The organism is Bradyrhizobium sp. CB1015, from assembly GCF_025200925.1.
In the GTDB taxonomy this organism is placed as follows: Bacteria; Pseudomonadota; Alphaproteobacteria; order Rhizobiales; family Xanthobacteraceae; genus Bradyrhizobium.
Window position 1 is genome coordinate 1,625,950 of sequence record NZ_CP104174.1, and the last position, 12,953, is coordinate 1,638,902.

General features: G+C 60.9%; 8 protein-coding genes and 6 pseudogenes. 7 read left to right on the forward strand and 7 right to left on the reverse strand.

Going from position 1 to position 12,953, the window contains the following annotated elements; genetic code table 11:
- Positions 1-76 precede the first annotated feature (76 nt).
- Positions 77-788 (forward strand): annotated as a pseudogene (locus N2604_RS07395) (IS5 family transposase); the annotation flags it as partial.
- 338 nt (positions 789-1,126) lie between these two features.
- Here the strand turns inward: N2604_RS07395 and N2604_RS07400 are convergent.
- On the reverse strand, positions 1,127-1,387 hold the full coding sequence (locus N2604_RS07400; RefSeq protein ID WP_036032270.1) for a hypothetical protein: 261 nt from the start codon (positions 1,385-1,387) through the stop codon (positions 1,127-1,129).
- Positions 1,388-1,692: 305 nt separating this feature from the next.
- Positions 1,693-1,857, reverse strand: coding sequence for a hypothetical protein (locus N2604_RS07405; protein ID WP_162130876.1), 165 nt, complete (start codon positions 1,855-1,857; stop codon positions 1,693-1,695).
- Positions 1,858-1,939: 82 nt separating this feature from the next.
- On the opposite strand from N2604_RS07405, the pseudogene N2604_RS07410 reads away from it, so the two are divergent.
- Together N2604_RS07410 and N2604_RS07415 are read left to right on the forward strand one after the other, a co-directional pair.
- Positions 1,940-2,317 (forward strand): annotated as a pseudogene (locus tag N2604_RS07410) (Mu transposase domain-containing protein); the annotation flags it as partial.
- Between the two features lie 88 nt (positions 2,318-2,405).
- On the forward strand, positions 2,406-3,920 hold the full coding sequence (locus N2604_RS07415) for an ISNCY family transposase (protein WP_158671663.1): 1,515 nt from the start codon (positions 2,406-2,408) through the stop codon (positions 3,918-3,920).
- On the opposite strand, the gene N2604_RS39640 is transcribed toward N2604_RS07415, so the two are convergent.
- Both N2604_RS39640 and N2604_RS07420 read right to left on the reverse strand, forming a co-directional pair.
- A complete protein-coding gene (locus N2604_RS39640; protein ID WP_409241723.1) occupies positions 3,818-4,483 on the reverse strand; it encodes a tyrosine-type recombinase/integrase in 666 nt (221 codons plus the stop codon). The genes N2604_RS07415 and N2604_RS39640 overlap by 103 nt on opposite strands.
- Before the next feature lie 77 nt (positions 4,484-4,560).
- The gene (locus N2604_RS07420) at positions 4,561-5,040 is read right to left on the reverse strand and encodes a hypothetical protein (RefSeq protein ID WP_158626812.1); all 480 of its coding nucleotides are present in this window, start codon (positions 5,038-5,040) and stop codon (positions 4,561-4,563) included.
- A gap of 123 nt (positions 5,041-5,163) precedes the next feature.
- On the opposite strand from N2604_RS07420, the pseudogene N2604_RS07425 reads away from it, so the two are divergent.
- Positions 5,164-5,307, forward strand: a pseudogene (locus N2604_RS07425) (transposase domain-containing protein); the annotation flags it as partial.
- Between the two features lie 289 nt (positions 5,308-5,596).
- Here N2604_RS07425 and N2604_RS39645 read toward each other — a convergent pair.
- A pseudogene (locus tag N2604_RS39645) lies at positions 5,597-5,906 on the reverse strand (transposase); the annotation flags it as partial.
- Positions 5,907-6,231: 325 nt separating this feature from the next.
- On the opposite strand from N2604_RS39645, the gene ltrA reads away from it, so the two are divergent.
- Positions 6,232-7,599, forward strand: a complete 1,368-nt coding sequence (gene ltrA / locus N2604_RS07435; RefSeq protein ID WP_260374222.1) for a group II intron reverse transcriptase/maturase — start codon at positions 6,232-6,234, stop codon at positions 7,597-7,599.
- Here ltrA and N2604_RS07440 read toward each other — a convergent pair.
- The gene (locus N2604_RS07440) at positions 7,481-8,668 is read right to left on the reverse strand and encodes an IS256 family transposase (protein ID WP_199752527.1); all 1,188 of its coding nucleotides are present in this window, start codon (positions 8,666-8,668) and stop codon (positions 7,481-7,483) included. The genes ltrA and N2604_RS07440 overlap by 119 nt on opposite strands.
- Positions 8,669-9,905: 1,237 nt before the next feature.
- Here N2604_RS07440 and N2604_RS07445 point away from each other — a divergent pair.
- On the forward strand, positions 9,906-10,292 hold the full coding sequence (locus tag N2604_RS07445; RefSeq protein WP_124163944.1) for a hypothetical protein: 387 nt from the start codon (positions 9,906-9,908) through the stop codon (positions 10,290-10,292).
- 495 nt (positions 10,293-10,787) lie between these two features.
- Here the strand turns inward: N2604_RS07445 and N2604_RS07450 are convergent.
- A pseudogene (locus tag N2604_RS07450) lies at positions 10,788-11,168 on the reverse strand (aminotransferase class III-fold pyridoxal phosphate-dependent enzyme); the annotation flags it as partial.
- Positions 11,169-11,854: 686 nt separating this feature from the next.
- On the opposite strand from N2604_RS07450, the pseudogene N2604_RS07455 reads away from it, so the two are divergent.
- A pseudogene (locus tag N2604_RS07455) lies at positions 11,855-12,945 on the forward strand (IS3 family transposase); the annotation flags it as partial.
- Positions 12,946-12,953: the final 8 nt, after the last annotated feature.

Here is a 12,953-nt window from a genome sequence, read left to right on the forward strand (position 1 = left end):
GCCTGACTGAAAATGGGTGAGTGATCTCAGTGGGGTGTGATTCCATCGGATTTGCAAAGATTCGAGGGAGAGCACGATGCCCTGGACCAAGATCACTCGGGAGCAATATCGGCGGGACGAGCTGGTTATGCAAGCGATATGGCCGACGCGGAGTGGGCGCTGATCAGACGCCTGTTGCCGCGAGCGAACCGGCGCGGCCCGCCGCGTAAGACGAAGCTGCGTCGTGTGGTGGAAGCGATCCTCTATATCGTTTCGACCGGCTGCCAGTGGCGGGCGTTGCCGCAGGACTTCCCGCCCTACTCGACGGTGCAGGGCTATTTTTATGCAACGCGGGATACAGGCCGGTGGCAGAGGATTGTCAGCGTCCTTGTCCGACGGGCGCAAAAAAGCTTGGACGCGCACCGAAGCCGACTGCAGCCGTGATCGACACTCAAAGTGCGCCGACCACGCAAGCTGGCGAACCGCGCGGCTACGATGCAGGCAAGCGCATCTACGGCCGCAAGCTGCATATTGTGACGGATATCAATGGCCTCCTCCTCGAGGTTCATGTTCATCCGGCCAACGTTCAGGACTGCCATGGCGCCGTACCGCTGCTGAAGAATGTGCGGATCAACTTCCCCTACCTGCGCCACGTCTTTGCCGACCGGATCTACCGCGGAAATCAACTCCTCAACGCGCTCTCAGATTACAGTCCATGGACTGTCGAGCTCGTCGAGCGGCCCCAAGGCGTCAAAGGCTTCCAGCTTCTGCTAAGGCGGTGGGTGGTTGAACGCACATTCGCTTGGCTCATTTATGAGTCAGACTCTCAGGTGGCGCGGTTACCGTTCCGGTTCGAAGAACGGAGCTGATCATGAAGAAGAGGCGACGGAAAATCGATGCGGCGCTGAAGGCAAAGATCGCGTTGAAGGCGCCATGAGAACAATCAACCGTGACGAGTCGAGCGAGATTTCTTAGCCAGGAGGTCCGGACGATGAGCGCACCGGATCGCCGAGGATTGCTTCAGCGCGATCATGAGAGATTATCGATCCGCCGGTAATGCCAACTGCTGCGCGTTGCGCGATCGAGCGTATATCGGCTGCCCCGGCCGGCAGATGGTAACCGGCATGAGTTCCCACGTCTGCAGTGATCAGCGCGCGCGGGCGTAGCGGTTCGGCATCCAGTACTGGCGCATGGCCTCGACGACGTCCGGAATGTCGGTATGGGGGTTGCGCAGGAATTCCTCGGTCTCGCGGCCTGGCCTTGGCGGTCCAAACGATGGACGCCCTTGATTGTCGACGCAATGCAGCAGGATCGGCAGGAGCAAGCCGTGGTCTATGTTGCGGATGTCGAGCAGCGGGGCCCGGGCCGATACTCTCAGCCGCATGGCGGCATAGAAGCCCGGCACCACGGCCGCGCATCAACGTCGCCATTCGGCTTGCGGCCATGGATCGGCGCGAACCGATGTGGTGCGGTGGAAAGGACGTTACTGATGTCGTTGTGGCGCAGCGCGACGGCCGAAATCGCAGCGAACTCCGGCGTGCCGCCGTGGTTGAATGCGTCGGCGTCGTGGCGAGTAGCGGACAGATCCAGTCGGGCGGACTCATCGACACCGGCCCGGCCACGATCGCGGCGACATAGCCGTCGAGCATGGGAAGACTCGTGGCGATGGGATGCTGCTTGGCGCGAGCCTGCAGCCAAGGCTCCTGGGCGCCTTCACAGATGCCGAGGATCTCCCGGAACCCCTCGGCATTGACCGCCGAGGCCCACCAGCAGCGACACGTTGCGAACCTCACCAGCCCAGCTGCGCTTCATCACGATGCCGTCGAGGTAGAGATACGGATGCTCGTGCGCGGCGGCGATCAGGGTGAGACTCCGCATTGCCTCGTCTTAATTGTTATCGGATGCTGAGCCGTTGCCTCACGTAAATTGCTCCCTGGATTAGGGACGAGCGGGGGCGCAGATGGGGCGGCTGCGCGACCGAACTTTTTACAGCTTGGCTGAACTCAACGGTGCGATCACCGAGTGGCTGGCCAAGCTCAATGACGGACGGGTGCTGCGTCAGTATGGCCGCACACAGCGCCAGCTGTTCGGGGAAATTTAAACCGCTTCCTGGCGAGCCGTGGGTCCATGCCGAATGGCGCCGATGCCGGGTCGGGCTCGACTATCACGTCGAGCTTGAACGGCACTACTACTCGGTGCCCTACCGCTTCGCCCGTCGGGAGGTAGAAGCGCGGACCTGCGCGCGAACGGTTGAAATCTTCCTGGGGGGCGAGCGTATCGCCGCCGCGCACATGCGGGCAGTGGCAACGGGCGGCACACGACGATCAACGCCCACATGCGCATTGCCTCGCCTTAATTGTTACCGGATGCTGAGCCGTTGCCTCACGTAAATTGCTCCCCTGAATCGGGGACGAGCGGGGGCGCAGATGGGGCGGCTGAGCATGGCAACGCGGAAGGAACTGACGGCGGCGGCAGGCGTGCGTTATCGGCATTCGGATCGCGCGAAGAAGGCACGAATATTAGATGAGTTCGTCGACATCACTGGGTTTCATCGCAAGCATGCGATGCGACTACTTCGAGGCCAGGAAGACGCACGCCCAGGCCGAGGGCCGCGACGTCGGATCTATAATGAGGCAGAACACAACGCGCTCGTGCTCCTTTGGGAAGCGTCAGACCGGATCTGCGGGAAGCGGCTGAAGGCGTTAATGCCTGCGCTGATAGAGGCGATGGAACGGCATGGCCACCTCGACCTTGCCCCCGAGATCCGCGCCAAGCTTTTGGCGATGAGCGCTGCGACGATTGACCGCGTATTGGTGCCGATCCGAGAAAAATTGGGTCGCAAGCGCCGGCGGCACACAGCGCATTCTCTGCGTCGCAGTGTTCCAATACGGACGTCGGCGGATTGGAACGATCCGGCGCCAGGATTCGTCGAGGCTGACCTTGTAGCGCATAGCGGACCATCTGCGCGCGGCAGCTTTATCCAGACCCTCGTGCTCACCGACATTGCTACTGGCTGGACAGAGTGCGCTCCCCTGATCGTGCGTGAACAGACGCTGTTGAGCACGGTGCTGACGGAATTGCGCAAACATTTGCCTTTTGCGCTGCTCGGCCTCGATACTGACAATGATACGGTGTTCATGAACGAGACGCTGAAAGGCTATTGCGAGGCAGCCAACATTGTCTTCACGCGTTGCCGTCCCTACCGGAAGAATGACCAGGCGTTCGTTGAGCAGAAGAACGGCGCGGTCGTGCGCAGGATGGTCGGCTATCGTCGGTTCGAAGGCCTGGAAGCGGCCGAGCTGCTGGCAGAACTCTATCGAGCAGCGCGGCTGTTCGTAAACTTCTTCCAACCCTCGTTCAAGCTGATAGCCAAGCAGCGCGACGGTGCTCGTGTGCGCAAGACATACAGCGCGCCGGCAACACCCCACCAGCGCCTGGCCGCCGACGCCCGCACGCCTGACGCAGTCCGCCACCATCTCCAAGAAATCTATGCCGCTCTCGATCCGGTCGCGTTGTTGCGCGACATCCGCGACGCGCAGGAGCGCCTCGCGGCCCTCGCGGATACCCAACCAATCGTCCATCCTGCTGCGGCATCGCAATCGACCGATCGCTTCCTGGCATGCCTGCGAACGGCCTGGAAGGACGGAGCTATGCGACCGACGGATCGGCCAATCGTGAAGGCGAAAAGAGGCCGGCGTCGTCCCGACCCGCTCATTCGCGCAACGCCAGATTTGCGAAAATGGTTTGAAGCCGAGCCCTGGCGGACTGGCAGCGAACTGCTCTCCCGCCTGCAGGTGGAATATCCTGGAGCCTACCCGAACAAGCTTCTTCGAACGCTTCAACGGCGGCTTAAATCCTGGCGCAGCGAGCAAGCGAATGCGCTGCTGTTCGCTCCTACGGAGAAAATGCCACCAAGGTCAGAGGTCACGACAACGCAATGATGTAGCGGCTGCCAGCGGAGGAGGCCGGGCGCTCCGAAACCCCGGCCATCTCCGCACCCGGCCTCCTCCTCAACCCAAGCCAGGAGCAAAATAAATGAGGCAACCGATCGCGCCCGGGAGCATCGATACGTGAGGCAATACGCACTGTCACCCTGATTGCCGCGCGGCAGTCGGCACGACGATTTTGGGCGGCCATTGCGCAGATATGCAACGATAGCCGCGCCAATGTCTGGCGATATCGGCATTCGTGCACGCTGTCGGCCCTTGGCGCGAACGAGTATCTCGCTGGCGCGCCAGTCGATATCGTCGAGGGTGAGCGTCGCAACCTCGTCGGCCCGCAGGCCGAGCTTGGCCAGCAACAATAGAATGGCGTAATCGCGCCGTCCCATCACCGTCTCTCGGTCGCAACCGTCGAGAGCCTTCCGCACCTGAGCGGCAGGCAGATAGGTCGGTAGAGTTGCGAGCTTCCATCGGCGCATCGATGGAACGCAATCCGCCAACGGGCGCGAGTTCAGCCCCCGATGGTGGAGGTAACGGAGAAAGGCACGCAACGACCAGCACATCGCCTTGCCTGTTCCCGGGCTCCAATCCTGGGCGTGGCGCTCAACGTAGCGGATCACGTCCTCTTGGCTGATCTTGCTCAGGGCGCCGCGCCGCCGGAGCACACCTCGTGCCGGAACCTGCGGATGACTGGGAGATAGCGGACGATGGACCTCGGGGCCAAGCCGCGCTCTGATCGCAGGTAGGCATCGAACTCCTTGAAGATCCGTTCGTGCGGGGTGAGAGGCGGTAGCACCAACGGCGCGATCGCGCCTTCCTCGCGCAGCACCGACAGCCATCGATTGAGTGCAGCTCGGTCACCGGGCTGGATAGACTGCCTCCCGCCTCGATGTCGGAGGTACCGCGCAACGACCTGCTCATCGAGATCGACCAGCTTGTAGCGACGGCCCGCGATCCAACTCAGGAGCCCGCCAACCACGTTGAGGCAACGCCACGTGCCGTGCCGAACGAGCCTCTCTTCGACGAGACGAGCGGCGTAGCGCTCGACGAACTGTCCGTGCGGCCCGCTTCTGAGACGCCGGTACAGCCGGCTTCTACCCAAGTACTCTTCAACTTCCATCTTCCTGTTCTCCGCTGTTGAATGCGGAGGCACAGAACGAACTATGCCGAACCGACCAAACGCCGGTCAGCGAGAAATCTGGGGAAAACGACCCGACTCGGCATAGTTCGGCGGGCGGCATAAACCTGCAAGATGAACGACGTTGATCCACAAGCCTGGCTCGCTGACGTGTTGGCCAGGCTTCCAGATCACCCCGTCAACCGAGTTGTCGACCTGCTTCCGTGGAATTGGAAGGCGACCCATCAGTCCAAAGCGACTGCTGCCTGAGCGCCGCGGCAGACCGGCGCACATGCCCGGGGTGCTGGTCGGATGCGTACGAATCTCGCGCCGGCCATCGCTGTCGACGCCGACCGCGACATTATCGCGACCGACGCGACTGCGCCCCTCTGGTGCACCTTCTCGTAGGTGTTGTCGATCCACAGATAGGGCCAGTCGCTCTCGATCGGGCGAGCGAGGAACGCCTTCGCCTTGTCGTCGATCTCCGCTCACAGCCGCGGACCTGGCTCTTGGAGATGCCGCTAATCCCCATGGCCTGGACAATTCGTCCACCGAGCGGGTTTGAGACGCCTTGCACATAGGCTTCCTGCACCACGGAGATGAGCGTCTTCTCGGCCATCCGGCGCGGCTCTAAAAAGCCGGGGAAATAGGAACCCCTTGCGCAGCTCGGGGATACGAAGCTCGACCGCGCCGGCGAGGATCTCCCCGGTCCGGTCGCAGTAGCCGTTGCGCGCAGCTTTACGCTTCCGAGCAACACCATCACTGGGGAGTACGTCATGCCAAGCTGATGATTGCTTGTGGGTGCAAGTCCCATCCGGCCAAAGCTGTAGCAGGCAAGCCGGGACCGAGTCTTGCGGGCGTCGCGGCAACGCGGGGTCTGAAGTGTAGACAGGAGCCGTGCGGGGTGCGGGAATGAGCCTCGAAAGGTGGATGTTCGCGGAGGCCGAGTGTGTTCCCTAAGCACGAAGGCTGCATGAGCATCGTCGATACGCGAGACGATGCCGCTCCGTCGGGGTCGATGGCCGCATCACGCACGGAAGGCAATCATTGGAACATGAGAGGCCCGACCGGGTCCGCTGGATTGGTCTCCAGCGGGGGACAGCGGCAAGGCACTGCCAGAGCCGTTGTCCGAGCTGAGGTCGGGAGTCGGACTGGTCCATACTACCTGTGAAGTCGTCGAAGGTAACGAGACGCATGGAGGGAAGGGACCAGCCCGAGGGGAGCCTGCGCGAGGAGGCCAGGGTCCGGACACAGAGCCGGGTTACCTTGCCGCCGAACCTCAAGCGGGTGAACGCGGCAGCCAAGCAAGCTGCCCAAACCCGGTTCACGGCCCTGCTGCACCATGTCGACGAAGACGCTCTTCTTCGGGCGTTTCGACGACAAAAGCGGCAGGCCAGCGCGGGGGTCGATGGGGTGACGGTGGCGAAGTACGAAGAGAGGCTGACGGATAACCTCCGCGACCTCTGCGGACGGGTCCACTCCGGTCGTTACCGGCCACAGCCGGTGCGGCGCGTCTACATCCCCAAAGCCGATGGCGGTAAGCGGCCTCTCGGCGTGCCGGCGCTAGAGGACAAGATTGTCCAAAGCGCGGTGGCCGAGGTGCTGAGCGCCGTCTACGAGGCCGACTTCCTCGGGTTCTCCTACGGCTTCCGGCCGGGGCGGAATCCTCACATGGCGCTTGATGCCCTGCATACGGCGATCATGAGCCAGCATGTGAACTGGGTGCTCGATGCCGACATACGCAGCTTCTTCGACTCGGTCGACCACGAGTGGCTATTGCGGATGCTGGCACACAGGATCGCCGATCCTCGCATCTTGCGGCTCATCGGGCTGTGGCTGCGAGCTGGCGTTCTTGAGAGCGGCGAGAAGCAAGAGACGGACAGGGGCACGCCGCAAGGGGCAGGCATCAGCCCGCTCCTTGCCAACGTCTTCCTGCACTACATCCTCGATCTCTGGGTCCAGAAATGGCGTCGTCGCCGCGCACGCGGTCGTATCGTGATCGTGCGCTACGCGGACGACTTCGTCATGGGCTTCGAGAACAAGGCAGATGCGCAGGAAATGCTCTTGGCCCTCAAGGCGCGGCTGGCCAGCTTCGGCCTGACGCTCCATGAGGACAAGACGCGGCTGATCGAGTTTGGCCGGTTCGCGGCCCTCTCGCGTCAGCGGCGGGGCGAGCGGCGGCCAGAGACCTTCGCCTTCCTCGGCTTCACCCACTACTGCGGGCGGACCCGAGATGGCCGGTTCATCGTGAAGCACAAGACGGAAGGGAAACGCCTGACGCGCAAGCTGACGGCGTTGCGCCAGGAGGCCTGGCGGCTCATGCACGCGCCACTGGCCACGCAGCACGAGTGGTTCGCCGCCGTGCTGCGCGGGCACTATGGCTATTATGGCAGGCCGCACAATTATCCAGCGCGGTACTGTCCAGAATCTTTCGCACTTTTGATCAGGCGACGGCTCCGGTTTCAGAGAGTTGTGGCTGATAGAGCGGTCGCATGTTCATGTAGCATTTGGTCGACCACGCCGTTCCGGCAATGTGCCGCAGCCGGGCCGCCGCTAAGTTGAGACAGGATTGACCGTCGGGGAAGGCGCCGACGACACGGGTTCGTCGCCGGATCTCCTTCATGATGCGCTCGAGCGGATTGTTCGTTCGAATCTTCCGCCAATGGATGTCCGGAAAGGCATAGTAGGCGAGCGTCTCGTGAACCGCCTGCTCGACGAGATCAGCAGCTTTGGCCATACGGCTGGCCCGCAGATCCGCGATGACGGTCCTGGCTTTCTCGTCGGCCGCGGCGCGGCTCTCCTGGGCATGAATGGCCTTGAGCATGTGGCTCACCTCGCGGACCCGGGTCGACGGCACGTGGCTGAAGACATTGCGATAAAAATGCACCATGCAGCGTTGATAGCGTGCCTCCGGCAGATAATCCGCAACGCTTTCGACAAGACCTCGGCACGCGTCGGAAACCACCAGCTGCACGCCCTTGAGACCGCGATCGACGAGATGCCGCAGAAACGAGGACCAGCCGGATTTGTCCTCCTTGGCGCCTTCACAGATGCCGAGGATCTCCCGGAACCCCTCAGCATTGACCGCCGAGGCCACCAGCAGCGACACGTTGCGAACCTCACCAGCCCAGCTGCGCTTCATCACGATGCCGTCGAGGTAGAGATACGGATGCTCGCCTTCGATCCTGCGATTCCGCCACGCCTCGATCTTGGTATAGATCTTCTTGTTCAGGTTCGACACTGTGCTCGGGCTGACCCGGGTGCCCCACAGCGCCTCCGTGATGTCTTCGACCCGCCGAACCGAAATCCCGGCCAGATACATCTCGATCAGCGCCTCCTCAACCGAGCTCTCCCGCCTCCGGTAGCGCTCGATAATCGCCGTCTCGAAGGTTTGCCGCCGTAGCTTCGGAACCTTCAGATTGACGTCGCCCGCCTTGGTCTGCAGCGTTCGCTCGTAGCTGCCTGCCCGCGTGTCCTGCCGCGCCGGGCTGCGCTCATACCGCCCAGCACCGCACAGCTGGTCCGCTTCGGCCTCCAGCATCGCGTTCAGTGTCTCTTCCACTGTCCCGCGGACCATCTCGCCCAGGTGATCTCGAATCCGGGCCTCATCAATTTGGATCACCTGACCCATGGCATTCCCATCGTTCATTCAAAGCTCCTTCATTCTAGAAGAAGCCGTCAATCCTGAAAGTGCGAAAGACTCTGTACGTTATCTCCAGCGCTCAACGGCTTCTACCGCGAAGTGCGTCGGACCTGGCTGCGTTGTCTGAGACGGCGTAGCCAGAAAAGTCGGCGCATGGGCTGGCCGGAGTTCGAGACCCTGACGGCACGCTTCCGCCTGCCAACTCCACGCATCACTCGCACATGGGCGCAGGCGCGGATATGACGCGGGTTACCCTCGGGAAGAGCCGGGTGCGGGAAAGCCGCCTGCCCGGATCTGTGAGGGCAAAGCCAAATGGCCGAGCTACTCGACCAAGACCCGAGCCCGAGACTGAGGTGGACCGGATTGATCTGTCATCGAGGATAAACGACCACCTCACACCGTCCCTTTGCGGCTGCTCCTCAATGAGCGGCAGTCGAGTCTCCCCTGGCGCTGCAGCCTCTCTCGGGCAGCTTTCACCGCTTGCGTTGTAGGCGACTGCAGCGACTCATCGCGCATCACTTCCATATCTCTGAGCGAGTGCATCAGCCTGCCGGCACCGCATTTGACAGTGCCGTTTCGACTGCAAGGCGATCCTCTCTCTGAGATCGCCTGGGTAAGGTCTCACAGTCGAGGTCTATCGAGACTCCTAGTTCTATCCACCTGCTTTTACCCAGGGAGTTGCTGCTCAGCCCCTACACGCCTTTGCGACATGCCATTTCGGATGTTTCCCCCATCTGGAAAAACCTACTCTCCGCAACATAGCCTCGGAACCTCAAAGCATGACTAATGACCGCATGAGCGCTATCCTTGCGCATCAATTCTCGCAAAATCCACCACACAGTCTCGGCCTTCCAAATCGAGCTCCCCTTGAAGTCGCCCCATGCAAGCGATCTCGCATCAACCTGCTGCTCCTGCCTCTCGAACCAATCGCTGATTGAGCGCGATAGCGCCATTGTGGCGGCCTGCCGTTCGCGACCGACACAACTCGGCGATCAGCGATCTGTTTCCCCTCGGCTCCCGTTACTATCGCCGCAAAATTGCCATCGGGGCACTTACCGGAATCTGCCAGACTGAATAATTCGCGGCCAGCACTGCTCACGTTGTATGTCGTCGTCAAGTCAGGTCCTTGCGATCGAAGCTACAAAAAGTGGCAGGTATCGGATATTGAAGATCGTGTTATCCTCCGCAGGTTAATCACAACGTTACAGTTCAGAGCGGAGAAGAAATGGCATCGAACGTAGCTGAAGACGAGAAACGCCGTGTACAACAAGGGCCGCAAGTGGCCCAAGCATCGGCTCCTGGGCGAAGTGGCACCGCCGAACATACTAAGGAGTCGACGACAGCCACGCGCGCTGCATTCGTGTTTCCAGAATGGCAGAAGTCGATCGAAGCAACGACAAACTTCTTCGCGGCGGCTTTGAAGGACAGTTTGAGGTTGACTGCTTCCTCTTTGCACGATCACGCCAATTTTCTAAGAGTCGTTGCCGAGGTAAAAACGCCCTCCGAGTTGCTAAAAAGCTATCTGGACTTGGCAGAGCGATCTTGGTCCAGATCGTTCAGTGAAGGCTCGAAGTTATTGGATAATCTCAAGATACAACAACATCAGCGGTGAGCAGTTGAATCAATGGATGTGATATGAGTGACGACGAGCTTGGGGCGGTCGCCTAGTACTTTCCCAAGATCGCCTGATCGGCCAGTTGTTGATGGCAACGAGCCTTCAGAAAAAACGGCATTTCCGAGCGCCTGTGGTCAGCTCGTTGTCGCCGCTTGCTGAAAACGGATGCGGATGTTAAAGACAGCAAGCCCGGCTAGTCTAGGGTCCGTACTCAATAAGGATTCCGATTTGGGGCGGATTATGATTCAAGGCTTCTACGCAGATGGAGGCCTTGATGAGGAAACAACTCTATTGGCTGAGCGACGCTAAGTGGAAGCGACTTGAGCCGCTGCGGTCGCAGTGGTGCACATCGGGTGGATGACCGCCGCGTTATCAGCGGCATTTTGCACGGTACCGTCAAGTTAACGAATTGGAGCGGCCAAGGGGATAGACGAGCGGCATGCCGATCGCCCGGGACCCTCTTTATCGCCGCCATCGCTTCCCACCGGAAGTGATCAGCTTCAGTACCGTGTCGTTCGCCTCCGAACCGGAGTTTGTGAAAAACACCTTGCTCATCGGCACTGGAGACATCTTCACGAGCTTCTCGGCGAGCTCAATGGAAGGCCCATTCGATCGTGATGCGAAGGTGTGATAGAAAGGGAGGACTTGCATCTGGCGATGCGCGGCTTCGATGAGCCGCTTCTCGCTAAAGCCAAGTCCCGCACTCCAGAGACCGGCCATCGCATCGAGGTAGCGCTTTCCCGCTGTGTCGAAGACATAGGGGCCCTCGCCGCGGTCAATTATGTGCGGTCCGGTCTGTTGGTGCGACCGCGCGTTTGTGTAGGCGTGGAGCTGATAGGCCGCATCTCGGGCCTGCTGAGAATTGGGCAGCATAGTCGTATCACACCATCGGTTCAGAACGAGCTCTCTGGGAACATTGATCGAGCGCTAACATCGTGAGACATTTAGAATGGACAAGCGAGCACCCTGTCCCGTGCCTGCTCGGAGTTATCCTGTGCGCGACTGCCTGGCCACTGCAACAAAATCTGACGGTCCGACCAACTGTAGGCCCAAAGAGAAATTGGATCATTTGGGGAGCTCGCATCCGCTGCTTCTCTAAGACTTGAGATACTCGTAGCCGCGGCTGGCCAGCCCCGGCACATAGCGATTCTATCTCTTGGAAGACGCGCGACGCACCACCAGGACTGGTTGCTGACACAAACTCGACGCCGCAACTGACCGCACTTTGCAACTGTACGTCCATATGGCTGACCAGTGGCAGCTCTCAATGTACAACCCAGTCCGCCAGCGTTGATCGATCGAGAGCGATGCCCTGGCGGGCATCGGGCGATGACTGCTCTCCTCGATCTTAGTGCCGTCCGGAAGCGTGATCTGGCGGCCTGGGAGGCTGCCGTGAATGAGCGTCACGATCGTGCGCGTGGGATCTGCCGCGACGGGATCAGGGCGGAAGATTGTCCCGGCGGTTGGACGCATAGACTTCCTTGAAGTGGACGCCGGAGTTTGGACCGGCGGCTTAGGTGGTGCGGATGCCGTTCCCTTTTTGATAAACGGAGCGGACCATGAAGAAGACGAGACGGACAATCGATGCGGCGCTGAAGGCAAAGATCGCCTTGGAGGCGCTGCGAGAACGATCAACGGTGACGGATCTGGCGCAGCGCTACTAGGTGCATGTGAACCAGATTTATGCCTGGAAGAAACAGCTTCAGGATCAAGCGGTTCGCGCGTTCGACCCGGGCACTGGTCGGGATGGCGAGGCGGCCCACGAACTGGAGGTCGAGAAGCTCCACGCCAAGATCGGACAATTGACGGTCGAGCGAGATTTCTTAGCCAGGGAGGTCCGGAAGATGAGCGCGCCGGATCGCCGAGGATTGCTTCAGCGCGATCATGAGAATCTATCGATCCGCCGGCAATGCCAACTGCTGAGCGTTGCGCGATCGAGCGTATCGGCCGCCGCGGCCGGCCAATGACAACGACCTTGAGCTGATGCGACGGATCGACCAGCTGTTCACGGCCTGGCCGTTCCTGGGCTCGCGGCGGATGACGGCGATGCTCAATGGCGAAGGCTGTCGCATCAATCGCAAGCGCGTGCAGCGGTTGATGCGCAAGATGGGCATCGCGGCGCTGGGACCAAACCCAGAACCACAAAGCCGGCGCCGGGACACAAAATCTTCCCGTATCTCTTGCGCCATATGGTGATCGACCGGCCAAATCAAGTGTGGGCGGCCGATATCACCTATGTGCCGATCGGCCAGGCTTTTTATATCTGGTGGCGATCATCGATTGGGCGAGCCGTGCGGTGCTGGCTTGGCGCCTGTCGAACACGATGGACACATCGTTCTGTGTGTCTGCGCTCGAAGAGGCCTTGCCGCGCTTCGGCCGGCCTGAGATATTCAATACGGACCAGGGCAGCCAGTTCACCAGCGCCGCCTTCACCGGCACGCTGGCCGCCACCGGCGTCAGGATCTCGATGGACGGTCGCGGCCGCTAGATGGACAACGTGTTCATCGAGCGGCTGTGGCGCTCGCTCAAATACGAGGGCATCTATCTCAAGGGTTATTCGGATGGCCACGAGGCCAAAGCCGGAATCGCCCGATGGATCGAGTTTTACAATTTCCAGCGCCCCCATCAGGCGCTGGAAAACCGCGCGCCGATGGCGGT

What these genes read in the sequence shown, in the direction of transcription:
- N2604_RS07405 (WP_162130876.1), bottom strand. Translation starts at nt 1,857, where the DNA reads ATGCGGAGTCTCACCCTGATCGCCGCCGCGCACGAGCATCCGTATCTC.
- N2604_RS07415 (WP_158671663.1), top strand. Translation starts at nt 2,406, where the DNA reads ATGGGGCGGCTGAGCATGGCAACGCGGAAGGAACTGACGGCGGCGGCA.
- N2604_RS39640 (WP_409241723.1), bottom strand. Translation starts at nt 4,483, where the DNA reads ATGTGCTGGTCGTTGCGTGCCTTTCTCCGTTACCTCCACCATCGGGGG.
- N2604_RS07420 (WP_158626812.1), bottom strand. Translation starts at nt 5,040, where the DNA reads ATGGAAGTTGAAGAGTACTTGGGTAGAAGCCGGCTGTACCGGCGTCTC.
- ltrA (WP_260374222.1), top strand. Translation starts at nt 6,232, where the DNA reads ATGGAGGGAAGGGACCAGCCCGAGGGGAGCCTGCGCGAGGAGGCCAGG.
- N2604_RS07440 (WP_199752527.1), bottom strand. Translation starts at nt 8,668, where the DNA reads ATGGGTCAGGTGATCCAAATTGATGAGGCCCGGATTCGAGATCACCTG.
- N2604_RS07445 (WP_124163944.1), top strand. Translation starts at nt 9,906, where the DNA reads ATGGCATCGAACGTAGCTGAAGACGAGAAACGCCGTGTACAACAAGGG.